The following is a 26,186-nucleotide window of genomic DNA, read 5'->3' as shown; positions in this document are numbered from 1 at the left end:
TAGCATTCAGTCACCCGGGAGCCGCCGTCAGAGCTTCGCCTTCGGGCGGTTCGGGTTCTCCCAGAGGAGGTCGTGGGCGCCGGTCGGGTTGAAGGTGTTCGTCTTCGGGTCGAACTGCACGTCGTGGGTGTAGATGCGGTCGACGTTCGGGTTGTGCCGGAGGATGGGGAACTCCGTGAGGTCGAAGACGTTGTCCGGCCGCCGCGCGCCCTCGGCGCCGGTCACCAGCATCACGTGCACGTTCCCGCTGGTGTTCCGCGCGTAGGCGGCCGAGGCGTCGTCCCAGATCGGCTTGTTGAACTCGCCCTTGTCCGTCCAGCCCGGCATCTTCATCCCGTTGGTGTCGAGCTTGCCCTCCAGCGTGGTCCCGCCGTGCTTGCCCGCGGTGTCGTTGGCCACGTCCATCACCGAGTGCCACTTGCCGTCCTCGCCCTTGCCGCCGCCCGACCAGAACCAGGCGCCGTCGGGATCGGTCTTCAGCAGGTCCTTCAGCTTGGCGCTCTGCTTGAAGTACTCCTCTTCGGTGAGGTTGCGCAGGTCGATGATGTTCCGGTCGGTGTCCGGCTTGCCGTCCGGCTTCTTCGCTCCCGGGTCGAGGTGCGCGGGGTCGTTGTTCCCGGGGCGGTCGGGCACGCTCTTCGGCCCGCCGGGGGCACCGCAGGCACCGTCACCGGCGAGGCCGAGCGGGTCGGCGGCGAGCAGCGGGTTCGTGACGTAGCCCGCCGGGTTCGGCGCCGGGCGCAGGCCCAGTGGGTCCTGGCTGAGGTAGCGCGCCGCCGCCGGGTCGTAGTAGCGGTAGACGTTGTAGTTCAGTTCGCTTTCTTCGTCGTGGTACTGGCCGGGGAACCGCAGCGGCGTCGAAACCGAGTCGACAGTGGATGGTGCGGCCACACCCCAGAAACTGGTGCGTGCCTGCCACTCGACACCGCCGTTGGCGTCGACCAGCTCGGTCGGCGTGCCGACCACGTCGGTGACGATCGAGTGGAACCGCGAGCGGTGTTCGGGCCAGGAGTACTCGGCCTGCGTCACCGGCCGGTTGTCCAGCGGGTGGCGTTCCCAGGTGAGGACCGTCCGCGAACCGTCCGGCCGCTGGGTGATCTGCTCGACGAGGTCCGAGCCGCTCCAGACGAAGCGGACCTCGTCGGTCATCACCGGCACGCCGTCCGCGCCCGCCGCCCAGCGCTGCTTCGCGAACCGCCTGCCGAGCGGGTCGTAGAGGTAGGTCCAGCGGGTGCCCTCCGGCGTGGTCAGGCCGGTCATCCGGTCCAGCGCGTCCCAGGCGAAGGTCCAGGCGCTGCCGCCCGAGGGGGTCACCTGGCCGCGGGAGACGACCCGGCCCTGGCGGTCGTGGGCGTACCGGGTGGTGCCCGCCTCGACCAGCGCGTTGTTCCAGTACCGGCGGGGGCCGGTGGTGGTCTCGGACCACGGGGTGGCGGCACCGGTGAGGTTGCCCGCCGCGTCGTAGCCGTAGCGCTCGACCCCGGCCTGGCCCGACACCTCGGTCACCCGCCCGGCCGCGTCGAGCCGGAACTGCCGCGAGCCGGTGGCCGAGTCGTCGATGCCGACGAGCTGCCCGTCGGCCCGGTAGGTGTAGCGGCGGCGCTTGAGCGGCCGCTCCCCCGCCGTGAGCACCTGCTCGACCAGCTGGTCCTGCTCGTCGAAGACCTGCCCGAGGACCTTGACCCCGTCGACGCGCCTGCCGACCTCGCGACCGGCCCGGTCGTGGTCGAACCGGATCTCGTGCCCGGCGGTCATCAGCAACGCGGGACGGCCGTCGCCGTCGAAGAACCAGCTGCTGTCGGCCCCGCCGGGGGTACCGCGGTGGACGGCGTTCTCGTCGTAGTGCCAGCGGACGGCGAGCCCGTTGACCGCTTCGGCGGTCACCCGGCCGTGGACGTCGCGGACGATGTCCAGCACGGAATCCTGGTTGGTGGCCCGGACGAGCCTGCCGAGCGCGTCGTAGGCGTAGGTGGTGCGCCCGCCCGCGGTCCGCCGCTCGACCACGTTGCCGAGCAGGTCGTAGCGGTATTCGGTGACCTCGCCGAGCGCGTTCGTCATGCTCAGCAGCTGCCCGGCCTCGTCGTAGGCATAGGTGAGGCGGCGGCCGTCGAAGTCCTCTTCCGCGATCAGGCGGCCCGCGGGGTCGTAGGTGTAGCGCCAGGTCAGCCCCTGCGGGTTGGTCACCGCGACCAGCCGCAGTTCGCCGTCGTAGGTGTAGGTGGTGCGCCCGCCGGCCGGGTCCACGTCGAGCGTGGGCAGGCCGAACGGGCCGTAGCTGCGCCGCGTCACCTGACCGGCGGCACCGCGGTGCTCGGTGACGTTGCCCTCGGCGTCGAAGCGCCACACCTCGTGCCGCCCGAGGGGGCCGGTGCGGACCGTGCGGTTGCCCTCGACCGTCCACCCGAGACGGACCGCGGCCCCGGACGCCGTGTGCGTCACCCGCGGGCGGCCGAACAGGTCGCGTTCGCCGGGACCACCCGCCGCCACCGGCTCGTCGTCGAGCGGATTCGGCAGGCCTTCGGCGCGGAACGGCGAAGCGGACCCGACCGATCCGGTGGTGAGGTCGGGCGCCGCGTCGGGGGTGTATTCGCGCCGTGCGACCGCGTCCTCCCCGGACGCCTCGACCGTCAGCGCACCGTCCACTGTGGTCGAAACCCGCACGACGGAACCGTCCGGGCGGGTCACCGCGAGGAGTTCGCCGTCGTCGGCGTAGGTGTAGGCGGTCACCCGGCCCAGCTCGTCGGTGCGCGAGAGCAGCCGGTCGTAGCGATCCCAGCGGTACCGGCGGACGTTCCCGAGCGGGTCGGTCTCCGCGATCAGCTGCCCGGCCTCGTTGAGCCGGTACTCGCTGCTGTGCCCGAGCGCGTCGGTGTGCCGGGTGACGCGGGCTTCGCGGTCGTAGCTGAAGCGGCCGTCGTAGAAGCCACCGGCGCCGACCGTCTGCACGCAGCGGCCGTCCGCGTCGTAGACGTACCGATACCAGGTGCCGGTACGGTCCTGCCAGCCGACGAGCCGGTGGGCCTGGTCGTAGTCGAAGGTCATCGGGCGGCCGGAGGAGTTGGTGACCTGCGTCAGCCGGCCCGCCTCGTCGTAGCCGAACCGGGCCACCGGGACGACGGTGCCGTCCGCCGTGCCGACGGCTTCCATCTCGATGATCCGGCCACGTGCGGAGGCGAACCGCACTTCGTGACCGTCGGCGCGCCGGATGGCGCTGGGCGCGCCGGTCGCGGAGTACTCGACCGTGACCCGCGGCGCGTCCTCGTGCTCGATGGCGGTCAGCGGCAGCACACCGGCGGGCTGGCCGGGAGCCGTGGTGAAGACCAGCGTGCGGCGGGCGGTGCGGTCGTCGATGCGGTAGCCGTCGCCCTCTCGGCGCAGCGGGAGCCGCGGGCCTTCGACGGGGAGTACCGCTTCGCCGGTGGCGGGCAGCGGGTACACCAGGATCAGGCCGTCGGCGGAGAAGTAGCAGGCGTTCTCCCGGTCGACCTCGAGCCGCTGGTCCACAGTGGACGTCCACGACGGACCGAACCAGCGACCGGCGCGGTAGGACGAGATGTGCGTGCGTTCCAGCACGAGTTCGGGGGTGCCCGCGATGGTGAGGTCGACCTGCCGCATCACCACCTCGCCGGTGGCGATGTCCACCGGGTCGGACTTGCAGACGCGGTCGTCGGCGCCGACGGACCGGTCGCGGGGGTTGTCGGGCTTGTTGCCGCTGGGCGTGGTGTCCGGTTTCGGCGTGGGGGTCGGTGTCGGTGTCGGAGTCGGCGTGGGAGTCGGCGTGGGTGTGGGCGTGGGTGTCGGGGTGGGGTCCGGGGCTTTCGGGGTGGGCGGGGGCGGGGTGGGCGCTGGTGGTGGGGTGTCGGGTTTGGCCCCGCTGGGCGTGGTCCCACCGCCACCACCGCCGCCGCCGTTGCTTTGGCCGGGGGGTGGGTTGGGGGTGGGGGTGGCGCCGCTGGGGGTGGTGTCCCCACCGCCGGAACGCACGGTGTCGGGTTTGGGCGGGGTGCCTTCTTTGATGTTCTTCAGTGCTTTGGTGGCGTCGCCGAAGGAGTCGCCGAGTTTCTTCAGCAGCGGGGAGAGCTTGCTCAGCGCCTGGACCAGCTTCTTGGTGATGTCGGCGATCTTGGCCGCGGTCTTGGCCACCGCGGCGACCACCTGCGGCACCACCCACGCCAACCCGATCCCCAGGGTGAACAGCACCTGCAACGCCCAGCTGATCATGTGCCCGACCAGCTCGGCGATGATGTCACGCACCAGCGACCGGACCGCCCCGACCACCTCACCCGCCGTGCCGATCCCACTGGAGGCGCCCTCGGCCGCGGTCTGCGCCGCCGCCAGCAGCGTCGCGGTGTCGGTACCGCGGGCGCGGTAGGTGTCCCCGGCCGGGCCGGTCCACGACGCGGTGTCCTCCGCGACCATCTTCGCCAGATCCGCGCTGATCGAGGACAGTTCGGTGCCGACGTTCTTCCACGTGTCCGCATGCGACTTGATCACATCCGGATTCCCGGTCAGCGCGTCCAGCGCATCCGAGAGCGGCCCGACGTGCTCGATCAGCCAGCCGACCCCGTTGGCCAGGATCGCCCCGAACGGATCCATCGCCATCCCGAGCGCGTCGAGAGCGGCCCCCGCCGCACCCAGCACCCCCGCGGCCCAGTCACCACTCTCGATCGCCTTGCTGGTCTCACTGATCGACTCCAGCAACGGCATGCCGGAAATAGCCGTGGTCGAGTCCTGCACCTCGGCGATCAAGGGATTGGCCATGGTGGTAAGTCAAAGCAACCCCGGTGACCAGGGCAACTGCCCGGCCACCGAGCTTGCCCGAGCGGCCGCCCGACGTTGCCCGATCACCCACTCACCCCGCCCCGGACCCGCTTGACCAGCGGTCAACCCAGGAAGTCCCCGACCTTCGCGGCGACCTCGGCCGAGTCGTTGACCCGCGGGAACGACTCGGCGGGCACCTCGGTGCCGAGGAACCCGCACAGCGGCCCCCAGCCCTCGGTCACCCGGTACACCAGCAGCTCGCTGGCCGGGACCGCGGCCTCGACCGCTTCGTTGTGCCGGAGGAACCAGGCGATCGTCTCGTCCTTGCCGCGGTGGCGGTGGCGTCCGCGTCGCCGAGGACCTCGCGCATGTGGTGACAGGGGCCCGTAGCCCAGCGTCTCCAGGGCGCTGTGCAACGAGAGCGTGCCGGTCCGGCCGAAACCCGCGCCGGTCACCTCGACCACGTCGTCCCTTCCTCCGCTCGCTGTCCAAGATCGTAGTATCGAAGCGGCAGCGGCGGGGAGGACGGAAGTGAACGGATCACTGGCCCGGCGGGTCGCCCTGGTGACCGGGGGCTCGCGCGGGATCGGCGCCGAGACGGCCCGGCTGCTCGGTGCCGCGGGCGCCCACGTTTTCGTCAACTACCGCGAGAAGGCCCGGCGTGCCCAGCGGGTGGCCCGGGAGATCACCGACGCCGGTGGCACCGCGACGGCCGTGCGCGCGGACCTCACCGACCAGGCCGCGGTCTCCGCCATGGTCGGTGAGATCGGGCGACTGGACGTGCTGGTGCTCAACGCTTCCGGCGGCATGGAACGCGACGCCGCCCCCGGCTACGCGCTCCGGTTGAACCGGGACGCCCAACTGGCCCTCGTGGACGCGGCGGTGCTGGCCCCCTCGGCGCGGATCGTCTTCGTGACCAGTCACCAGGCGCACTTCCACCGCGAGCGGGCCACCCACCCCGAGTACGAACCGGTCGCCGCGAGCAAACGGGCGGGTGAGGACGCGTTGCGTGCCCGCGTTCCCGAACTGACGGAACGCGGGATCGGCCTGGTGGTGGTCTCGGGCGACATGATCGAGGGCACCACCACCGCCACCCTGCTCGAACGCCGGCACCCCGGCACCATCGACGACCGCCGCGGCCGGGCGGGCTCGCTGCCCACGATCGCCGAGTTCGCCGCGGAGGTGGTGGCCGCGGCCACCGCGCCGCTGGAGAGCGGCCACACCGTCTACGTCGGCGGCGGCGACTACCTCGAGGCCGCCTGAGGCACCGCGGACCGGGCCGGAAGCCCGAACAGGTGCGCGCATTCCCGGCAATACGGAAATGCCGGGAATTCTAGGGGAAGACCTCGTTATTACGCTTGACTTCGTTCCGGAAAATAGGTAAAGGCCACCATTTTTGCCCAGTGGCAGCCTATTCGGCGTTCACCTGGTTCCCGGCCCGCGGTGGAAAGTTCCCAACCCGTTGACCGCGGCGCATTCCTGGGCCAAGTTGGGTGGTGCGGGCGAGACCGACGGCGAACTCCGCCGCACCCGAGCCGACCGTGGGGGACAGATGCGCTTTCGGGCCCTGGGGCCACTGGAGTTTCTCGATGCGACTGAATGGCGGGCGATCCGTGCGCCCAAATGGCGGCTGCTGCTGGCGACGCTGCTGATCGAGGCGGGCCAGGTGCTCTCGGTGGACCGGATCGCCGCGGAATTGTGGGATGAGGCCCAGCCGAAGACGGTGGGTAATCAGGTACACGGTTATGTGTCACGATTGCGAAGACTCCTGCGGGACGGGCAGGGCGAATTGCTGGTCACCCAGGCACCCGGTTACCGGCTCCGGATCGAACCGGCCGACACCGACTTCGGCAGGTTCCTCGCACTCGTCGACAGCGGGCGCGCGGCCTGGCGCGCCGGCGACACCGACGAGGCGGCCGGGCTGCTTTCCGGCGGGCTCGCGTTGTGGCGCGGCAACGCATTCCAGGACGTCCCGGTCAGCCCGCTCGTGCGGGCCGAAGCCGACAACCTGAACGAACTGCGGGTGACCGTGCTCGAGGACCTCGCCGAGGTCAACCTGCTGCGCGGGCAACACGGCGAACTGTCCGCCGAACTGGCCGAACTGGTCAAGGAACACCCGCTGCGGGAACGCATGCGCGAACTGCAGATGCTGGCGCTCTACCGCAACGGCAGGCAGGCCGACGCGCTCACCGCCTACGCGGACCTCCGCGAGCGGCTGGCCGACGAACTCGGCGTCGACCCCAGTCCCCCGCTGCAACGGCTCTACGAGCGGATCCTGCGTGCCGACGGCGCGCTGGCCTCACCGGCGCAACCCGCGGCACAGCCGGAGAAGGAACCGCCGCCGGGTCCCGATCTCCCGGTGCACCAGCTGCCCCCGGACGTCCCGGATTTCACCGACCGCCGCGCCAAGCGGGAGGCGATCGCCGAGGTGATCGCCTCGCGGAAGGAGACCGGCCCGCCGCCGGTGGCCGTGGTGGCGGGTGGCCCGGGTGTCGGGAAGTCGACCCTGGCGGTGCACGTCGCGCACGCGGCGAAACCGCACTTCCCCGACGGCCAGTTCTACCTCGACCTCGCCGGGACCTCCGCCGATCCCCGCGATCCCGCGGTGCTGCTGGCCGAGGTGCTGCACGCGCTCGGCATCACCGGCGCGTGGATCCCCGAAGGCCTGCCCGCGCGCACCACGCTGTACCGCTCGCTGCTCGCCCGCCGCCGGATGCTGCTCGTGCTCGACGACGCCGCGAACGCCGACCAGGTCCGCCCCCTGCTCCCCTCCACCGGCAGCTGCGCGGTGCTGGTCACCAGCCGCACCCAGATGAACGACCTGCCCGGCGCGCGCCACATCGAGCTGGACGTGTTCCGGCCGCAGGAGGCCCGTGAGCTGTTCGCCAGCATCGTCAGCGCCGAACGGGTCGCCGCGGAACCCGAGGAGGCCGAGAAGATCCTGCGCTCGTGCGGTTACCTGCCGCTGGCGATCCGGATCTCCGGCGGCAGGCTGGCCGGCCGGATGACCTGGCCGCTGCGGGTGATGCGGGAGCGGCTGGCCGACGAGTCGAAGCGGCTCGGCGAACTGCGCGTGGGCGAACTCGACGTGCGCGCGAGTTTCGGGCTCAGCCTGCGGTCCCTGCCGCCGATCGCGGTGCAGGCCTTCGGGCTGCTCGGCCTGCTGGGCCGCGAAAGCCTGCCGGGCTGGGTGCTCGGCCCGCTGCTGGACCGCCAGGACGCCCACGACGTGCTGGACATGCTGGTCGACGCGAGCCTGGTGCAACTGGCCGACACCGACGCCGTCGGCCAGCCCCGGTACCGGTTGCACGACCTCCTTCGCACCTACGCGCTGGAAACCGCCGAGACCTTCCCTGCCGCGACCCGCCACGCGGCGCTGACCCGGCTGCTCGCCACCTGGCTCGACCTCGTCGAGCAGGCCGTGGATCGGTTGCCGCCCAGCCTGTTCCGGCCGAAGCCCGGGCTCACCGTGCGCCGCCCGCTGCCGCCGGAGACCGTGACGCAGCTCGTGGCGAACCCGCTGGCCTGGTTCAGCGCCGAGCGGGTCTGCCTGCTCGGCGCGGTGAAACTGGCCGCCGAAGGGGAAATGGACGAGCTGGCCTGGGAACTGGCCGCGCACACGGCCTGCTACTACGACGTGCACAACCAGCACGAGGACTGGCGGCAGAGCCACCAGCTGGTGCTGAAGGTCGTCCACGAGGCCGGGAACAAGCCCGGTGAGGCCGCCATGCTGCGCGGGCTCGCGCAGGTGCAGATCTACCGCGACGCGCTCGACGACGCCACCGAGAGCCTGCGTGAATCACTGCGGCTGTGCCAGGAGATCGGCGACCGGCGTGGCGAGGCACTCGCGGCCTCGGCCCTCGGCACCGTCGAACGCAGCCAGGGCCACCACGAACAGGCTCTCGAGCACGTCCGGCACGCGCTCGAACTGGTTCTCGAGACCGGCGACCGCGCCATCGAAGCCCAGCTGCGCAACGGCATCGCGACCATCCACCTCGCCCAGGGCAGGCCGGCGGAGGCCGAACCGTGGTTCGAGGAGGCACTGCGGCTGGCGCGCGAACTCGGTGACGTGCACCGGGAAGCTGTCGTGCTGCGCGAAATGAGCCAGCTGCACCGGGAATCCGGGGCGACCGCCCACGCGCTGCGCAGCCTGCGCCGCGCACTGGACATCTTCGAGGAACTGAACGACGAACGGTGCCGCGCGTACACCCTGGTGAAGCTGGGCCGCCTGTACGCCGAGCGGGGTGAGCGCGCGCAGACCTCGCTGGCGCTGGAGAGCGCGGCCCGGATGTACGCGCGCAGCGGCGACCGGATGGCCGAAGCGGCCAGCTGGCAGCTGCTCGGCGAACTGGCCGCCACCCAGCACAACGCCGACACCGCGCGCGTGCACCTGAACGTGGCGCTGCGCCTGTGGCAGGACTTCGGCGCCGACGACCAGGTCAACGAACTCAAGTCGAAGCTGCACCGGCTCCCGCACTGACACCGCTTTCCCCCGGACCCCGCAGCCGCACCGGCAACCGGCTGAACCCGGTGAACAGCGTCGAGTAGATCCGTTCCGGGGTGCCCCGGCGCTCGATCCCGCCCACCAGCCGCCGGAACCCGTCGAGCAGGGCGTGCAGTTCGACCCTGGCCAGGTAGGCGCCGATGCAGAAGTGCGGGCCGTAGCCGAAGGTCAGGTGGTTGTTGGGCGTCCGGCCCAGGTCGAACTCGCCGGGCCGGTCGAACGCGCGCTCGTCCCGGTTCGCCGAACCGGCCCACAGCGTGACGATGTCGCCCTCGGCGATCGGCTGCCCGGCGATTTCGAGGTCCTGCTTGGCGACCCGGCCGTAGTACTGGGCCGGGGTGGTCCAGCGCAACACCTCTTCGACCGCGGTGTCGAGGTCGGCCTCGCCGTCACGCAGGGCTTGCCACTGCTCCGGGAAGTCGATCAGCGCGTCGATCCCGCCGGCCATGGCCAGCCGGGTGGTCTCGTCCCCGCCGAGGATCAGGTTGTAGCAGTTGAGCACCACCTCGCTCTGGCTCAGGTACCGGCCGTCGACCTCGCTGGTGGCCAGCAGGCTGACGATGTCGGCGTGCGGGGTGTCCTTGCGCTCCTCGGCCAGTTCGGCGAAGTAGAACAGGATGTCGTTCTTGGCCATCCAGCCGTCGGTGGCGGTGGCGTCCGGGTCGTCCGAGCTGACCGCGGACTTGGTCAGCCGCAGCAGTTCCGCGCGGTCGGCGTCGGGGATGTCCAGCAGGTCGCAGATGGTGGCGAGCGGCACGTGCGCGGCCACGTCGGCGGCGACGTCGCAGTCCCCCGCCCGCACCGCCTCGGCGATCAGCCGGTCGGTGCTGGCCCGCACGCGGTCGGCGATGATCCCCAGCGCCCGTGGCGAGAACGAGCGCAGCAGCAGCTTGCGCAGGTGCGTGTGCCACGGCGGATCGGAGGTGGTCAGCATCTTGCCGCCGGACGGGTCGGTGCCGAGCAGCAGCGTGTCGAGGGAGTTGCCGCGTTCGGAGGTGTAGCGCTTGACGTCGCGGGCCGCGGCCTGCACGTCGGCGTACCGGCTCACCACCCAGAAGCCCGGCCCGCGCGCGGTCTCCGGGTGCCGGTGCACCGGCTGTTCGTCGCGGAGGTGGCGCCACAGCCCGGACAGGTCGTGCCGGACGTAGGTGTGGGGATCGGTCAGGTCGATCGAGCCGAGTTCGGCCACGCTGTTCACACCGTCACCTCGCCTTTCCCGTCGTCTTCCTCGGTATGGCCGGAGAACCGCCGCAGCGTCCGGTTCAGCGCCGCGAGCACGGCGGGCACCAGCAGCAGGGCCGCGCAGCCGAACAACGCCGTCCGCCCGGGGGTGAACTGCACCAGCACCGAGCCCACCAGCGGGCCGAGCGCGGCCGCCACGTTGTCGAACACCCCCACCGCCGCGGAGACCCGGCCGCGCAGGCCGTCCGGGGTCAGCACGAGCTGGTAGGTGATGATCGTCGTGTTCGCCAGCGGCACCAGCGCGCCGACCAGCGCGAACACCACCCCGGCCACCACCATGTTCGAAGTCAGCGCGAGCAGCGGGGTCAGCAGCGCGGCACCCCACAGCACGGCGCTGATCGAGACGTAGGGCCGCAGGACCCGTTGCAGGCGCCCGGCCAGCAGCGCGCCGACCAGCGCGCCACCGCCGAGCATCGCCACCACCACGCCGACCTGCCCGGACGGCACCCCCGCGGCGTTGGCGATCAGGATGAACGCGGTGAGGAAGGCGCCGAAGCCGAGGTTCACCAGCACCCCGCAGGCGGTGATCACCCGCAGCGTCGGATGCCGCAGCAGCCAGCGCAGGCCGCCGGTCAGCTCCGGCCAGAACCGCCGCGCACTGTCCACGGAGGATGTGTCCCGGCCGTGGTGGCGCGGGATGCGCACGAACAGCAGCGCCAGCGTGGTCAGCAGCTGGAGCACCGCGTTCGCCGCGAACGGCAGTGCCCTGGTGAGCCCGTAGAGCACGCCGCCGAGGCTGTTGCCGCCCATCTGCCCCACCGACGACCGCGCGGTGTTCAGCGCGATCGCGTCCGGCAGCTGGCCGGTGGTGACCACCTGGGGCAGGGCGGCCTCCTCCGCCGGGAAGATCGCCGCCAGCGCCAGCCCTTCGACGATGGCGACCACCAGCAGGTGCAGGTAGGACCCGGCGTCCAGCCAGAGGGCCACCGCCAGGCTGCCGTGCGCGAGCGCCCGTACCGCGCTGGCCAGCACCAGGATCAGCCTGCGGTCGTAGCGGTCGGCCAGCAGCCCGGCGGGGAGCCCGAAGGCCAGTTGCACCCCGGTCGCCAGGAAGCCCAGCAGCCCGGCGGCGATCGGCAGGTCGGTCAGCGCCACCGCGAGCAGCGGGTAGGCGATCAGGAACACGTGCTGGCTCAGCTCGGACCCGGTCTGCGCCAGCCACAGCAGCTGGAAGTCGCGGTTGCGCGAAAGCGGGACGGCGGTGGCGGACCTGCCGCTCACCGGCCCGGACCTCGGATTCCCATGTCTGGCTCCTCGTCAGGCGATGATGCGCGAACGCGTGTCGCTGATCGCGTAGAGGCGGCGGATGTCGCGGATCAGGTTGAGCCGCTTGAGCCACCGGTCCTTGCCGTCGTAGCGGGGCACGAACGGTTCCCGGCCGTGCACGACGCGGTAGTTGTCCACGAACACCGCGTCCCCCGGGGCCAGCACGACCCGCTCCACGGACCTGGCGAAGCAGTCCACCGCGGTGCGGATGGCGTGCTCGGCGTCGTCGTCGGCGCCGGACATGAAGTCCACGTCGAAGCGCAGGTACGGGCGTTCGGCCGGGCCGAAGATGGCCGAGCCGGGGTCGTACTCGCGGTCGGTCACCCTGGCATCCGCCGGCTCGTTCCCGTCGAGGGCGTTGAGCACCGCGCCGACGTGGGAGTCGTCCGGGTAGAAGCGGAAGCGTTGTTCGGCCAGCGTCCGGCGGGTGTCCGGCGGCAGGTCCAGCGCCCCGATCCGGACGAAGGTGGTGCCCACCGCGTCCGGGTTGCGCAGGCAGAACAGGGACACGTAGTCGCCGCGGCACGGGTGGTGCACGTCCTCGGTGTGCAGCGACAACGCGACCTCGCTGCTCGCGCTGGTCAGCGATTTCTCCATGCCCGGCGCCGGGCACACGTCGTGCACCACGCGGCCGTCCTGCTGGGTGGCCCAGCCGAACGGGTCGCCGAGCACCGCGCCGCACAGCAGCAGCACGAGTTCCTCGCGCTGCCCGGCGCCGGTCTTGGCGGCCAGGTCCCAGCCGATCGGCGTGGGCACCAGTTCCTCGTCCACCGGCAACCCGGAGATCACCGTGATGTCCGATTCGCTGATCCGCGAGTGCACCAGGAACTCACGCAGCCGCAACGGCAGGCGCTCGGCGAGGCCGGTCACGTCGTCGACCAGTTGCAGGGGGTCCCACACCTCGACCCCGCTGAGCACCTCGTCGGCGAGTGCGGCGACTTGGGCGCGTTCTTCGGCCTCCAGGACGATTCTGCTCACTTGTCTGCTCCGTTCTCGAGTGCTTCCACCTGCCGCACGAGCGCGCGCAGGGCTTCGATGACCGAGCCGGCGACGCGCCGCACGGTGGCGTCGTCGTGCACGTTGCGCGAGTAGGTCCAGCCCAGTTCCAGTTCGCCGCCCTGCACGCCGCCCAGCACCTCCAGGAGGTGGGTCCGGATCTCCTCGCCGGGCTCGTCGGTGCCGATCTCGGACACCTGGCGCCGGACGACGCCGCCGGGCGTCATGGCGGTGTCCCACTGGCCGAGGTAGTTGAGCGCGACCTGCGCCCCCGGGCCGTCGGCGAGGCCACCGCCCGCCGAGAGGTACTTCAGCGCGCCGTAGCCGACCCCGCGACCGGGCACCGCACGCAGCTGCTTCCGGATCGACCTGGCCAGCGCGGGCCAGTCCGGCTCGTCCTCGGCCTCCTCGACCGACAGGGCGACCGGGTAGATCGCGGTGAACCAGCCGACGGTCCTGGACAGGTCGGCCCCGTCGATCAGTTCCTCGCGGCCGTGGCCCTCCGCGTCGATGGCGACCGTGCGGTGGCCGGTCCACCGGGCCAGGCCGTGGGCAACCGCGCCGAAGAGGATGTCGTCGATGCGGGTGCGGAACCGGCCGGGGACCTTGCGCAGCAGCACTTCGGTCTCGGACGCGGTCAGCCGGGTGGACACCGTCGCGGCGGACCCGACCGTGTTCAGGCCGCCGTGGTCGATCGGCACCGCGGTCGCGGCCACCGTGGCGTCCACTCCGGACCAGTGCGCGAGCTCGTGGTCCAGTTCGCCGGCGGCCACGTGCTCGGCGAGCCGGTTGGCCCAGTCCAGGTAGGAGGTGGTCTTGGCACCGAGCGCGGGCCGCTCGCCCGCCAGCAGCTGCCGGTAGGCGACGTCGAAGTCGTCGAGCAGGATGCGCCACGACACCGCGTCGACCACCGCGTGGTGCACGCCGAGGAACAGCGTGGGCGGGACCTCGCCGCCGGTGAACAGGACCGCGCGCACCACCGGCCCGCCGGTCAGGTTCAACCCGTCACGGGCGGCGTTCACCTGCTCGCCGATCACCCGGTCCCGCTTCTCAGTGTCCACAGAGGACAGGTCGACCAGGTCGAACACCGGGCGCGCCTCGGCCACCGGCAGCACCCGCTGCCGCCAGCCGTCGCCGGTGCGGACGAACCGGGTGCGCAGCGCGTCGTGGTGCTCGGTCAGCGCCTCCACCACGCCCTGGACGAGCTCGGCCCGGACGTCCTCGGCGAGTTCCACGAACAACGACAGGTCGAACCGGTCGGGCTCGACCGGGTGCCGCCGCAGGAACCAGTGCTGGATCGGGGTGAGCGGGCCTTCCCCGGTGACCGGTTCCGCTTCGGCCACCGCCGAGGCCTCGGTCACCTTCGCCGCCAGTTCGGCCACCGTCTGGTGGGTGAACATGTCCTTTGTGGACATTTCCAGGCCGGTCCGGCGCACCTGGGTGAGCACCTGGATGCTGAGCATCGAGTCGCCGCCGAGTTCGAAGAAGTTGTCGAACGCGCCGACGCGCTCGATCCCGAGCACGCCCGCCCAAATCCCGGCGATGGTCCGCTCGGTGTCGTCGCGGGGTTCGACGTGTTCCTTGCCCGCCAGCGCGCCGTCCAGCGGCGTGTCCTGCAGCGCGCGCCGGTCGACCTTGCCGCTGGGGGTCAGCGGGAGGTGGTCGAGCAGCAGGAACGCCGAGGGCACCATGTAGTCGGGCAGCTCCCGGGCCGCGAACGCCCGCAGTTCAGCTACTTCGGGCTCCGCGTCGGCGGGGACTACGTGTGCCACGAGCCGGGCGGTTTCCCCGTCCCGCTGGACGGTCACCGCGATCCCGGCGACCTGGGGATGCCGGGCCAGCGCGGTTTCGACCTCGCCGAGTTCGATGCGGAAGCCGCGGATCTTGACCTGGTCGTCGCACCGGCCCAGGTACTCCAGCCGGCCGTCGGGCAGGTACCGGGCCAGGTCACCGGTGCGGTACAACCGCTCCCCCGCCACCTCCACGAACCGTTCGGCGGTCAGCTCGGCGCGGTTCAGGTAACCCCGCGCGACCCCGGCGCCGCCGACATACACCTCACCGGCGACCCCGACCGGGACCGGGCCACCGTCCTCGTCGAACAGGTACATCCGGTAGTTCGGTAGCGGGCGGCCGATCCGGATGCGGCCGGCCGCCTCGATCTCGGGCCAGTCCAGTTCCTCGAAGGTGACGTGCACGGTGGTCTCGGTGATGCCGTACATGTTCACCAGCCGTGCCGGGGAATCGCCGAAACGCTCGAACCACTCACGCACGTGACCCGGCTCCAGCGCCTCACCACCGAAGACGACCACCCGCAGCCGGGAGGGCGCGGAGTCCGCCGAGCGCACCAGGCCGCGGAAGCTCGCGGGAGTCTGGTTCAGCACGGTCACGCCTTCTTCGGTGAGCAGCCGCCAGAATTCCTCCGGCGCCCGGGCCACCGACTTCGGCACCACGACCACGCGGCCACCGGTGCTCAGGCCGCCCCAAAGCTCCCAGACCGAGAAGTCGAAGGCATACGAGTGGAACATCGTCCACACGTCCTCGGTACCGAACTCGAACCGGGGCGCGGTGGTCCGCAGCAGGTTGGTGACGTTGCGGTGCTCGACCTGGACCCCCTTCGGCTTCCCGGTCGACCCCGAGGTGTAGATCACGTACGCCAGATCCTCAGGCGTGACACCGGTTTCCGGTGCGGTGGCGGGGTATGCGGCGATGCGCTCGGCGTCCGCGGCCAGACCGGCGGTCGTGAGCACCACACGTGCGCCGGAATCGGCCACCATGAACGCCAGCCGGTCCTCCGGGTAGTCGGGGTCGAGCGGCAGGTAGCCGCCACCGGCCTTCAGCACACCCAGCAACGCCACCGGCAAGCCGAGGTCGCGCTCCAGGCTCACGCCGACCAGCACACCCGGGCCGACACCCTCGGCCACCAGGTGGTGCGCCAGCCGGTTCGCCCGCGCGTCCAACTCCGCGTACGTCAGGCTTTCGCCGTCGAAGGTCACCGCGACCGCGTCCGGGGTCGCCACCGCCTGCGCGGCCACCAGCTCGTGCACACACCGGCTCGTGTCCACCGGAACGGCCGTCTCGTTCCAGGTGACCGTCTGCTCGTGGCGTTCCCCGGCGGTGAGCATCGGCAGTCCGGCGAGCGTGGTGCCCGGCTGCCCCGCGATGCCGTCGAGCAACCGGATCAGGTGGCCGGACATCCGGTCGATGGTGGCCGCGTCGAACAGGTCGGTGTTGTACTCGACCAGGCCGAGCAGCTCGCCGTCCCGTTCGGTGAACTCCACCGACAGGTCGAAGATCGCCAGCGCGGCGGGGAGTTCGTACTCGTCGATCACCAGTTCCCCGGACTCGATCCGCCCGCCCGGCGTCTGCTGCAGCACCACCAGTGCCTGCACCAGCGGATTGCGGCTGGGGTCACGCACCGGGGCGAGCAGGTCGACCAGCTGTTCGAAGCCGACGTCGGTGTGCTCGAACGCCTCGATCGCGGTCTGCCGCACCTGGCGCAGGAACTCCTCGAAGGTCAGCGAGGTGTCCACAGTGGAGCGCAGGACCAGCGTGTTGACGAAGAACCCGGCGATCCGCTCCAGCTCCACCCGGTCACGGCCGGACACCACCGTGCCGACGGCGACCTCGCGCTGCCCGCTGTACCGGGCGAAAAGCAGCTGGGTCGCGGCCACCAGCATCATGAACAGCGTGCTGTCACCGGCGTTCGCGACCTTCTTCAGCCGGGTGAGCAACGAAGCGGGCACGTCGAACCGGTGCACCGCGCCGTGGGCCGTCTTGACCGGCGGCCGGGGCCGGTCGGTCGGCAACTCCAGCGGTTCCAGTCCGGCGAGCTTGGCCTTCCAGTAGTCCAGCTGTTCCTGGCTCGTCCCGCGTTCCCGTTGCCACACCGCGAAGTCGGCGTACTGGATGGGCAACGGCTCGAGTTCCGCGGGCACCCCGCGCACCCCGGCGGTGTAGAGCTTCGCGAGTTCGCCGGTCAGCACGCTCATCGACCAGCCGTCGGTGACGATGTGGTGCAGGCTCAGCACCAGCAGGTGCTCCTGGTCGGACAGGCGGACCAGCCGGGCGCGGAACAACGGCCCGGTGCGCAGGTCGAACGGGGTGCCGACCTCGTCCGCGAGGGCCTGCCGTACGCGGTCGTCCGTCACTCCGATCCCGTATTCGGACAGGTCGGTCAAAGCGAGCGGCACCACGATCTCGGCGTGCACCCGCTGGACGCCGTGCCCGTCGACCGAATCGAACGTGGTCCGCAGCGACTCGTGCCGCTGTGCCAAGGCGTTCAGAGCCTCACCCAGCACGTCGAGATCGAGCGGGCCGGTGAGCCGCAGTCCGGTGCAGCTGTTGTATTCGGCGCTGCCCGGCGAGAACTCGTTCAGGAACCACATGCGCTGCTGCGCGTGCGACAGCGGCAGATCACCGTCCCGCGAGGCACGCGGGATGAGGCCGCTGCCGGTTCCGCCGGCCGGGATGGCACGGGCGAGCCCTTCGAGCGTCGGTGTGGTGAACAGCGCTCGCGGGGTGAGTTCCGCGCCGAGCACCGAACGCATCCTGGAGACCACCTGGATGCTGAGCATCGAATCGCCGCCGAGTTCGAAGAAGTTGTCCAGCGCGCCGACGCGCTCGACCCCGAGCACGTCGGCCCAGATCCCGGCCAGCGCCCGCTCGGTCTCGTCGCGCGGCTCGACGTACTTTCCGCCTTCGAGTGCCCCGTCCAGCGGCCTGGTCCGCAGCGCGCGCCGGTCGACCTTGCCGCTGGGGGTCAGCGGCAGCCGGTCCAGCGGCACGAAGACCGAAGGCACCATGTGGTCGGGCAGTTCCCGCGCCGCGAACGCCCGCAGCTCGGCGACCTCGGGCTGCGCACCGGCGGGGACGACGTAGGCGACCAGCCGGGCCGTCTCGGCCTCCTGCTGCGCCACGACCGCCACCCCGGCCACCTGCTCGTGCCGCGACAGCACGGCTTCGACCTCGCCGAGTTCGATGCGGAAGCCGCGGATCTTGACCTGGTCGTCGCACCGGCCCAGGTACTCCAGGCGGCCGTCGGGCAGGTACCGGGCCAAGTCGCCGGTGCGGTACCACCCGTCCACGAACCGCTCGGCGGTTAGTTCCGGGCGGTGCAGGTAGCCCCGCGCGACCCCGGCGCCGCCGACGTGGATCTCACCGGCCACCCCGACCGGCACCGGCGCCCCGTGTTCGTCACGCAGGTCGATCCGGTAGTTCGGCAGCGGGCGGCCGATCCGGATCCGGCCCGCCGCCTCGATTTCCGGCCAGTCCAGCTCTTCGAAGGTGACGTGCACGGTCGTCTCGGTGATGCCGTACATGTTCACCAGGCGTGCCGGGGAGTCGCCGAAGCGTTCGAACCACTCACGCACGTGCCCGGGCTCCAGCGCTTCACCACCGAAGATCACCGTCCGCAGCCGGGACGGGGCGTCTCCGGCCGACCGCACCAGCGCCCGGAAGCTCGCGGGGGTCTGGTTCAGCACGGTCACGCCCTCGTCGTGCAGCAGCCGCCAGAACTCCTCCGGCGCCCGCGTCACCGGCTTCGGCACCACGACCACCCGGCCGCCCGTGCTCAAACCGCCCCAAAGCTCCCACACGGAGAAGTCGAAGGCGTACGAGTGGAACATCGTCCACACGTCCTCGACACCGAACTTGAACCGGGGCGCGGTCGCCAGCAACAGGTTGGTGACGTTGCGGTGCTCGACCTGCACCCCCTTCGGCTTCCCCGTCGACCCCGACGTGTAGATCACGTACGCCAGATCCTCTGCTGTGACACCGGTTTCCGGTGCGGCGGCCGAACGTGCGGCGATCTGCTCGGCATCCCGATCCAGGCAGATGACCTCCGCCTCACCGGCAGGCAGGCCGTCCGCCAGGTCCGCGGTGGTGATCACCACCCGGGCACCCGAATCGGCCACCATGAACGCCAGCCGGTCCTCCGGGTAGTCCGGGTCCAGCGGCAGGTAGCCGCCACCGGCCTTCAACACCCCCAGCAAAGCCACCGGCAGGTGAAGATCGCGCGCCAAGCCGACTCCGGCGAGCACGCCTGGACCGACCCCGTGGGCGACCAGGTGCCGCGCCAGCCGATTCGCCCGCGCGTCCAACTCGGCGTAGGTCAGGCTTTCCCCGTCGCACGTCACCGCGATCGCGTCCGGCGTCGCGGCCACCTGCGCGGCCACCAACTCGTGCACACACCGGCTCGTGTCCACCGGAACCGTGGTCTCGTTCCACGCGGCCAGCCGGGACCGATCCGCCTCGACCAGCGCCGGCAGGGTCCGGAGTGGACGGTCCGGCTGGTCGGCCATCGCGGCCAGCAGGTCACCCAGGTGCGCCGACAGCCGGCGCACGGTCTCGGCGTCGAACAGATCGCGGTCGTAAGCCAGTTCCAGCCCGAGTCGCCGCAGCGGGTAGGCCCGCAGGGTCAGCGGGAACGTGGTGTCGTCGAGCGCGGTGATGTTCCAGACCTGGAGGCCGTGCCCGGTTTCGCTGCCGTCGAAGGGGAAGTTCTCGAACGCCACGATGCTGTCGAACAGGTTCGCCGCCGCGTCCAGTTCGCTCCAGTTCCCGAGCTGCACCAGCGAGACGTGCTCGAACTGCCGAGCCTCGGCCTGCGCCTGCTGCAACCGGCGCAACCACGGCACCAGTTCGTCGGCGCCGTCCATCCGCACCCGCACCGGGATCGTGTTGATGAAGATGCCGTCGATCTCCTCGGCACCGGGCAGGTCGGCGGGCCGTCCGGACACCGTGGCGCCGAAGACCACGTCGTCCCCGCCGCCGTACCGCGACAGCAGCAGCGCCCACGCGCCCTGCACCACCGCGTTGACGGTGAGCCGGTGGCGCCGGGCGAACTCGTTCAGCCGCTCGGTCCGCGCCGGCGTGAGGTCGAGGCGGACGTTGTCGGTGGACCGGCTGGTGTGCGCGGCCAGCGGCGGCCGGTCGTAGGGCAGCGGGGTCGGCGAGTCGAAACCGCCGAGCACACCCCGCCAGTGCCGTTCGGCCTCGGCCGGGTCCTGCGCCGCCAGCCAGTCCAGGTAGGCGCGGAACGGGCGGCGGGCCGGTGCCGGGCGCTCCCGGCCGTCCCGGATCGCGGCGTACTCCTCGAACACGTCGGTGAGGAGCTGCGCGTTGCTCCAGCCGTCCAGCAGGATGTGGTGCGTGCTGCGGACGAGCCACACGCTGCGGTCGTCGGTCCGCACGATGTGGACACGCAGCAGCGGCGGGGCCGCGAGGTCCACCCCCTTGGCGGCGTCCTCGTCGAGCAGGCGCCGCAGTTCGCGCTGGCGCACCGGTTCCGAGCAGTGGCGCCAGTCGTGCTGGGTCACCGGCACCTCGACCGCGCGGTGCACCGCCTGCAGCGGCTGGTCCAGCCCCTGCCAGTGCACGGACGTGCGCAGGATCGGCGTGCGGTCCACCACCCGCTGCCAGGCCAGTGCGAGCGATTCCGGCTCGGACACGCCCTCCAGGAGCAGGGTCATCTGGTCGAAGTAGGTGTCGGCACCCGCGTCGACCATGCTGTGGAAGAGCATCCCGTGCTGCATCGGGGTGAGCGGGTACAGGTCTTCGAGGTCACGACCGCCGCCGAAGGCGCCGAACACCTCGTCCAGCGCGTGCTGGTCGAGCCCGGCGAGCGGGAAGTCCGACGGGGTCCGCCCGCCCGCGCCGGGTCCGGCGCAGTGCTCGGCGATCCCGCGGAGGTGGTCCAGCAGCTTCTCGGCCAACGACCGGATGGTGGTCTCGGCGAAGAGGTTCTCCGAGTAGAACCAGCTGATCTCGAGCTGCCCGGCGGTGGTGATGCCGACGACGTCGATCAGGTACGGCCGCGCCTCGTCCGGGCCCATGTCCTGGCCGAGGTCGCCGAACCCGGCCGTGCGGTAGAGCCCGGTTCCGTCCTCGCCGCCGTCCCACTGCCCGTGGTAGTTGAAGCTGATCTGCGGCAACGGGTCCTCACGCAGGACGGCGCCCGCCGCGCTCAGGTAACGCAGCGCGTCGTACCCGAGCCCGCGGCCGGGGATCGCGCGCAACTGCTCCTTGACCGCCTTGAGGACCCCACCCCAGTCCTCGGTCCGCCGTGAGTCCGGCACGGTCAGCGCGACCGGGAAGTGCGTGGTGAACCAGCCGACCGTGCGCGAGAGGTCCACGTCGTCGACGATCTCCTCGCGGCCGTGGCCCTCCATCCCGAGCAGCACGCGGTCGCGCCCGGTCCAGTCGGCCAGCACCGCGCCCATCGCACCGACCAGCACGTCGTTGACCTGGGTGCGGTAGACCCCGGGCACCCGGTGCAGCAGGGCCTCGGTGGTGGCCGGGTCGAGCCGGACGGTCACCCTGGCCGCCGAGCCCGCGGTGTTGGCGCCTTCGGTGTCCACCGGCAGTTCGCCGACCGGCTCGTCCCGGATCGCCGACCAGTAACCGAGCTCACCGTCGAGCGCACCACCGCGCACGTGCGCGGCGAGCTTGCCCGCCCATTCGGTGAACGAGGTCGACCGGCTGCCGAGGTCGATCTCCTCCCCCGCGCGAACCTGTTCGTAGGCACGCGAAAGGTCGTCCAGGATGATCCGCCACGACACCCCGTCCACGACCAGGTGGTGGATCGCCAGGAACAGCACCGAGGGGCGGCGGCCGCGGTGGAACAGCACCGCGCGGGTGAGCACGCCCCGCTCCAGGTCCATTCCGGACTGGGCGGCCAGCGCGGCGTCGCTCATCGCCGAGCGCTCGTCCTCACCGTCTACTTCGGACAGATTGACGCGGCGGAACACGGCGGTCTCGTCCAGTGGCGCGATGTCCTGACGCCACTGGCCCCCGGCCTCGCGGAACCGGGTCCGCAGGGCTTCGTGCCGCGTGACCACGGCGAGCACCGCCGCCCGGACAGCGAGTTCGTCGGCGTCCTCGGCGAGTTCCAGCGACGCCGACATGGCGTAGTGGTGCGGTTGTTCGGTGTGCGTCTGGAGGAACCAGTGCTGCACTGGGGTCAGCGGCGCGGCCCCGGTCTCCCCCGCTCGGGCCGGGGCGCGACGCACGGGCGCGGTACCGGCCACGCCGGCCAGCGCGGCCACCGTCTGGTGGGTGAAGATGTCCTTGGCCACCAGGCGGAGCCCGGCCCGGCGGGCCTTCGACACCAGCTGGATGCTCAGGATCGAGTCGCCGCCGAGTTCGAAGAAGTTGTCGTCGACGCCGACCCGCTCGACCTTGAGCACCTCGGCCCAGATCGCGGCCAGCTTCTCTTCGACCGGCGTGCGGGGTGCGACATAGCCGGATTCGACGGCCGGGCGGGCTTCCGGGCTCGGCAGTGCGCGCCGGTCCACCTTCCCGCTGGGCGTCAGCGGCAGTTCGTCGAGGGTGACGAACACCGAGGGGACCATGTACTCCGGGAGCCGCTGCTCGACGAACGAGCGCAGCGAAGCGGTCGTCGGAGCGGCCTCACCGGGTACGAGGTAGGCGACCAGGCGCGGTTTGCCGTCGTCGTCCGCCCTGGCCACCACGGCGACGTGACGCAGCATCGGGTGCTCGGCGAGCACGGCCTCCACCTCGCCGGGCTCGATCCGGAACCCGCGGATCTTGACCTGGTCGTCGACCCGGCCGAGGAACTCCAGCGTGCCGTCCGGGAGGTAGCGGCCGCGGTCGCCGGTGCGGTAGACACGGCCGCCACCGCCGAAGGGATCGTCGAAGAACCGTTGCGCGGTCAGGTCGGGCCGGTTCCAGTAACCCCGGCCGACGCCGTCGCCGCCGACCACGATCTCGCCGGGGATGCCGGTCGCCACCGGGCGGAGTTCGCGGTCGACCAGGTACACCCGGGTGTTGGCCAGCGGCCGCCCGATCGGCACGATCGGCGTGCGCCGCGCCGACTCCGCGGAGTCGAGCTGGTGAATCGTCGAGTCGACGGTGATCTCGGTGGAGCCGTAGGCGTTGACCACCAGCGAACCCGGGCCGACCCGGTCGAGCAGCCGGGCGCAGTCCTCGGCCCGCCAGCCCTCCGAACCCACCGAGACCAGGCCCATCCGGGGCAGCCGGGTGCCGCGGTCGGTCAGTTCGGTCACCAGCGCGTTGGCGAGGCTGGGCACCAGTTCGATCGCGGTGCCGTCCCGCTCTTCGATCAGGTCGAGCAGCCGGGCCGGGTCGGTGACGACCTCGGCCGGGGCGATGATCATCGTGCCGCCGAAGAACGCCGACCGCAGGAGGTCCGAGAAGAACAGGTCGACCGCCAGCGTGGTCACCGAGACGAAGCGCAACTGCTGGCCGGCCAGGTCGTAGCGGCGGTTCCAGGCATCGGCGATGTAGGCGAGGTTGCGGTGCTCGATCATCACGCCCTTCGGCGTGCCGGACGAGCCCGAGGTGTAGACCACGTAGGCCAGGTCGTCCGGCCCCACCGCGGTTTCCGGCGGGGTCACCGGGTGCCGGTCGAGCCCGGGCCACGCCTCGTCCAGGCAGAGCACCTGGCAGCCGGTGTCCGGCAGGCGGTCGAGCAGGCGCCGCTGGGTGAGCAGCACCGGGGCGGCGGAATCGGTCAGCATGAACGAGAGCCGGTCGGCGGGGTGGCCGGGGTCGAGCGGGACGTAGGCACCACCCGCCTTGAGCACGCCGAGCAGGCCGACCACCGTGTCCAGCCCGCGTTCGACGCACAGGGCGACCAGCACGCCGGGGCCCACGCCGCGGGCGGCGAGTTCGTGCGCGAGCTGGTTGGCCCGCTCGTCCAGTTGCGCGAAGGTCAGCGCACTGTCCTGGTAGGACACCGCGACGGCATCCGGGGTCCGTGCGGCCTGGCGCTCGAACAGTTCGTGGATGGCGCCGGGCACCTCGTACCCGGCCGCGGTGTCGTTCCACTCCACCAGCAGCCGCCGCCGCTCGGCCTCGGTCAGCCACGGCAGCTGCGCCAATTGGGCGTCCGGATCGGCGACGATCCCGCCCAGCAGCGTCACCAGGTGCTCGGTGAACCGCTCCATGGTGGCCGCGTCGAACAGGTCGGTGCTGTACTCCAGCGCGCCGAGCACCCCGTCGGGGCCGTCCTGGAACTCCAGGCTGAGGTCGAAGGTCGACGACTCCCGCGGCAGGTGGAACTCCCGCACGGCCAGCCCGGGCAGTTCCAGCGCGGCCTGCTTGGCCCCGCGGAAGGCGACCATGGACTGGAACACCGGGGTGCGGCTCGGGTCGCGGGGCAGCCGCAGCGCCTCCACCAGCCGGTCGAACGGCACCTCGTCGTGTGCGAGCGCGTCCAGCACGGTGGCCTTGACCTCGCCGAGGAAGTCCGAAAAGGACTGCTGCCGGTTCAGTTCCGTGCGCACCACCACGGTGTTGGTGAAGAAGCCGACGGTCCCGCCGAGTTCCGGCCGGTTGCGCGCCGCGGTCGGCGTGCCGACGGCGATGTCGTCCTGCCCGGAGTACCGCGCGAACAACACCTTGCAGGCGGCGAGCAGCACGGTGAACAACGTCGTGTCGTGCGCCCGGCTCAGCTCCCGCAACCCGGCGGCCAGCTCGTCCGGCAGCCAGAACGTGCGCAGCGCGCCCCCCTGGCCGCGCTGCGGTGGCCGCGGCCGGTCGGCCGCCAGCTCCAGCGGGACGATCCCGGCCAGCCGCTGCTTCCAGTACGCCAGTTGCTCGTCGAGCGCCTGGCCGGACATCCGGTTCCGTTGCCACACCGCGTAGTCCGCGTACTGGACCGCCACCTCGGGCAGGTCCGAGGCACCCGAGTACCGCGCCCCGAGTTCGCGGAGCAGGACCTCCAGCGACCAGCCGTCGATCACGATGTGGTGCATGCCGAGCACCAGCAGGTGTTCCTGCTCGGCCAACCGCACCAGCAGCGCGCGGAACAGCGGCCCCTGGCGGAGGTCGAACGGCTGGTTGAACCGGTCGAGTTCCGCGCGGACACCGGCTTCCGGATCGTCCCTTTCGGACAGATCGACCAGTGGCACCGACGGGTCGTACGGCTCCCGCACGTACTGCACCGCTTCGCCGTCGACGGTGTCGAAGGTGGTGCGCAGCGCCTCGTGGCGGACGACCAGCTCACGCAGTGCGCCGGTCAGCGCGGCCCGGTCGAGTTCCCCGGTCAGCCGGACCGCGAAGCCGCTGTTGTACTCCACCCCGCCGCCGTCGAGCTCGTCGAGGAACCACAGCCGTTGCTGGGCGAAGGACAGCGGCAGCGGACCACGGCGGCCGCCCGGGGTGCCGTCCCCGAGCCTGGTGATGCCGTCCTCCTCGGCCCGCGCCCGGCCTGCCAGCCGCTGGCGCAGCCGTTCGCGCAGGTGGGCCGGCAGTGCGGCGATGCGATCGGCGTGAGCTGAGGTGTCCACGTTTCCTCCTCGGGGTACGCGGTCGGTGGGTCAGCGGGCGGGGAACAGCCGCTCGTAGACCGGGTGCGCGCGGAAATCGGTCGGTCGGTGCCGGACGTGGTGCTCGCCGCCCGCTTCACCGTCGGCGGTGTGCAGGCACGCGGTCACCGAGTAGTCGGGGTGCACGCCGTCCTCGGCCGGTGCGTAGCGGAAACCGAGGTCCAGCCGGTCCCCCGGGCGCACCTGTCGGGGCCGCTCGAACAGCGGGAGGTACACCGGCATCCAGTTGGTGCGCATGGTCAGCGAGTTCACCGGCTCACCACCGGGCAGGCAGCGCAGCTCGATCCACAGCAGGAGCCCGTCCACCCGGCCTGGTCGGCGCACGGTCAGCGTCGCCGAGGTGTCCCCGGTGACCGCGAGGTCCCCGTTGAACTCCAGCTGCTCCAGCCGCGCGTGATCGGTCACCAGCGCGTCGGGTCCCGCGTTGGCCACCCCGAGCAGTACATCGAACGGTCCGTTGTGGATGGTGAACGCCTGGCTCAGCAGGTCCAGCGACTCGGCGAAGAAACCCGTGTCACCGCCGAAGATGTCGTCGAAGCAGACCGCACCGGCGAAGGTGGCGCAGCTGTCCGGCACGAACACCGCGTCCGGGGTGGTGAGGCGGCGCCGGGCGTCGGCGAGCACCACGGCCGCGCCCTCGGCACCGCCGATGTCGCCGATGATCTCGGAGACGCACAGCTCGGCCCGGCGGTCCAGGTTCAGGTCGGTGGACAGTCCTTGGCACAGCTTGATCCGGTCACCCCATTCGAGGTCGGCGAGCCGTTCCCTGGCCATTTCGTAGGTTTCCGGCATGCCCTCCACGGCGATCACCTCGGTGGCGCCGCCCGCCACCGCTTCGATGGCCCAGTTCAGATCGCGCCCGGTGCCGATGTCGAGCGCCGAGCGGCCGGGCGCGGTCCGCTCCAGCGCGGTGCGGTACGCGGTGTTGCGCACCTCGTCCAGCGTCATCAGGTCGTAGAGCAGCTCGTCGTAGCACGGGTACATGCCCACCGACGGCCACAGCTGCGGCCGGCTCGCGTCCCAGCCCGCCGTATCGACCAGCACGTCGACCGCGCCACCGGCGTAGCCGATCCGGTTGGTCTCCACCACGTCCATCCCTCCCGGTC

At 71.5% G+C, this 26,186-nt stretch carries 9 protein-coding genes; 2 read left to right on the top strand and 7 right to left on the bottom strand.

Annotated elements, in window-relative coordinates; translation table 11 throughout:
- Window positions 1-27 precede the first annotated feature (27 nt).
- Window positions 28-4,761 (bottom strand): DUF6531 domain-containing protein, encoded by a 4,734-nt coding sequence (locus JOM49_RS24870; protein ID WP_209666646.1) that lies wholly within the window; start codon window positions 4,759-4,761, stop codon window positions 28-30.
- Between the two features lie 122 nt (window positions 4,762-4,883).
- Window positions 4,884-5,225 carry a sulfotransferase gene (locus JOM49_RS24865; RefSeq protein WP_209666645.1) on the bottom strand — a complete coding sequence of 114 codons (342 nt, stop codon included), beginning with the start codon at window positions 5,223-5,225 and terminating at the stop codon, window positions 4,884-4,886.
- Window positions 5,226-5,292: 67 nt separating this feature from the next.
- Between JOM49_RS24865 and JOM49_RS24860 the strand changes: the two genes are divergently transcribed.
- Window positions 5,293-6,024: an SDR family oxidoreductase gene (locus JOM49_RS24860; RefSeq protein ID WP_209666644.1), complete on the top strand. Its 732-nt coding sequence runs from the start codon at window positions 5,293-5,295 to the stop codon at window positions 6,022-6,024.
- A gap of 289 nt (window positions 6,025-6,313) precedes the next feature.
- A complete protein-coding gene (locus JOM49_RS24855; RefSeq protein WP_209666643.1) occupies window positions 6,314-9,241 on the top strand; it encodes an AfsR/SARP family transcriptional regulator in 2,928 nt (975 codons plus the stop codon).
- Here JOM49_RS24855 and JOM49_RS24850 read toward each other — a convergent pair.
- The 5 genes from JOM49_RS24850 to JOM49_RS24830 are packed head-to-tail and all read right to left on the bottom strand — an operon-like array spanning window position 9,210 to window position 26,175.
- On the bottom strand, window positions 9,210-10,463 hold the full coding sequence (locus JOM49_RS24850; RefSeq protein ID WP_308158856.1) for a cytochrome P450: 1,254 nt from the start codon (window positions 10,461-10,463) through the stop codon (window positions 9,210-9,212). The two genes, JOM49_RS24855 and JOM49_RS24850, sit on opposite strands and share 32 nt — an antisense overlap.
- Window positions 10,460-11,728 (bottom strand): MFS transporter, encoded by a 1,269-nt coding sequence (locus JOM49_RS24845; protein WP_209666642.1) that lies wholly within the window; start codon window positions 11,726-11,728, stop codon window positions 10,460-10,462. Before JOM49_RS24845 ends, JOM49_RS24850 begins: the two co-directional genes overlap by 4 nt.
- A gap of 36 nt (window positions 11,729-11,764) precedes the next feature.
- The gene (locus JOM49_RS44140; protein ID WP_209666641.1) at window positions 11,765-12,751 is read right to left on the bottom strand and encodes a TauD/TfdA family dioxygenase; all 987 of its coding nucleotides are present in this window, start codon (window positions 12,749-12,751) and stop codon (window positions 11,765-11,767) included.
- Window positions 12,748-25,041 carry a non-ribosomal peptide synthetase gene (locus JOM49_RS24835; RefSeq protein ID WP_209666640.1) on the bottom strand — a complete coding sequence of 4,098 codons (12,294 nt, stop codon included), beginning with the start codon at window positions 25,039-25,041 and terminating at the stop codon, window positions 12,748-12,750. Before JOM49_RS24835 ends, JOM49_RS44140 begins: the two co-directional genes overlap by 4 nt.
- Before the next feature lie 30 nt (window positions 25,042-25,071).
- Entirely contained in the window at window positions 25,072-26,175 is a 1,104-nt protein-coding gene (locus JOM49_RS24830; RefSeq protein ID WP_209666639.1) for an SAM-dependent methyltransferase, read from the bottom strand.
- Between the last annotated feature and the right edge of the window lie 11 nt (window positions 26,176-26,186).

This window comes from Amycolatopsis magusensis (assembly GCF_017875555.1).
GTDB classification, from domain to species: domain Bacteria; phylum Actinomycetota; class Actinomycetes; order Mycobacteriales; family Pseudonocardiaceae; genus Amycolatopsis; species Amycolatopsis magusensis.
The sequence above is the reverse complement of the archived record's forward strand: the minus strand, read 5'-3'. Positions and strand labels throughout refer to the sequence as shown.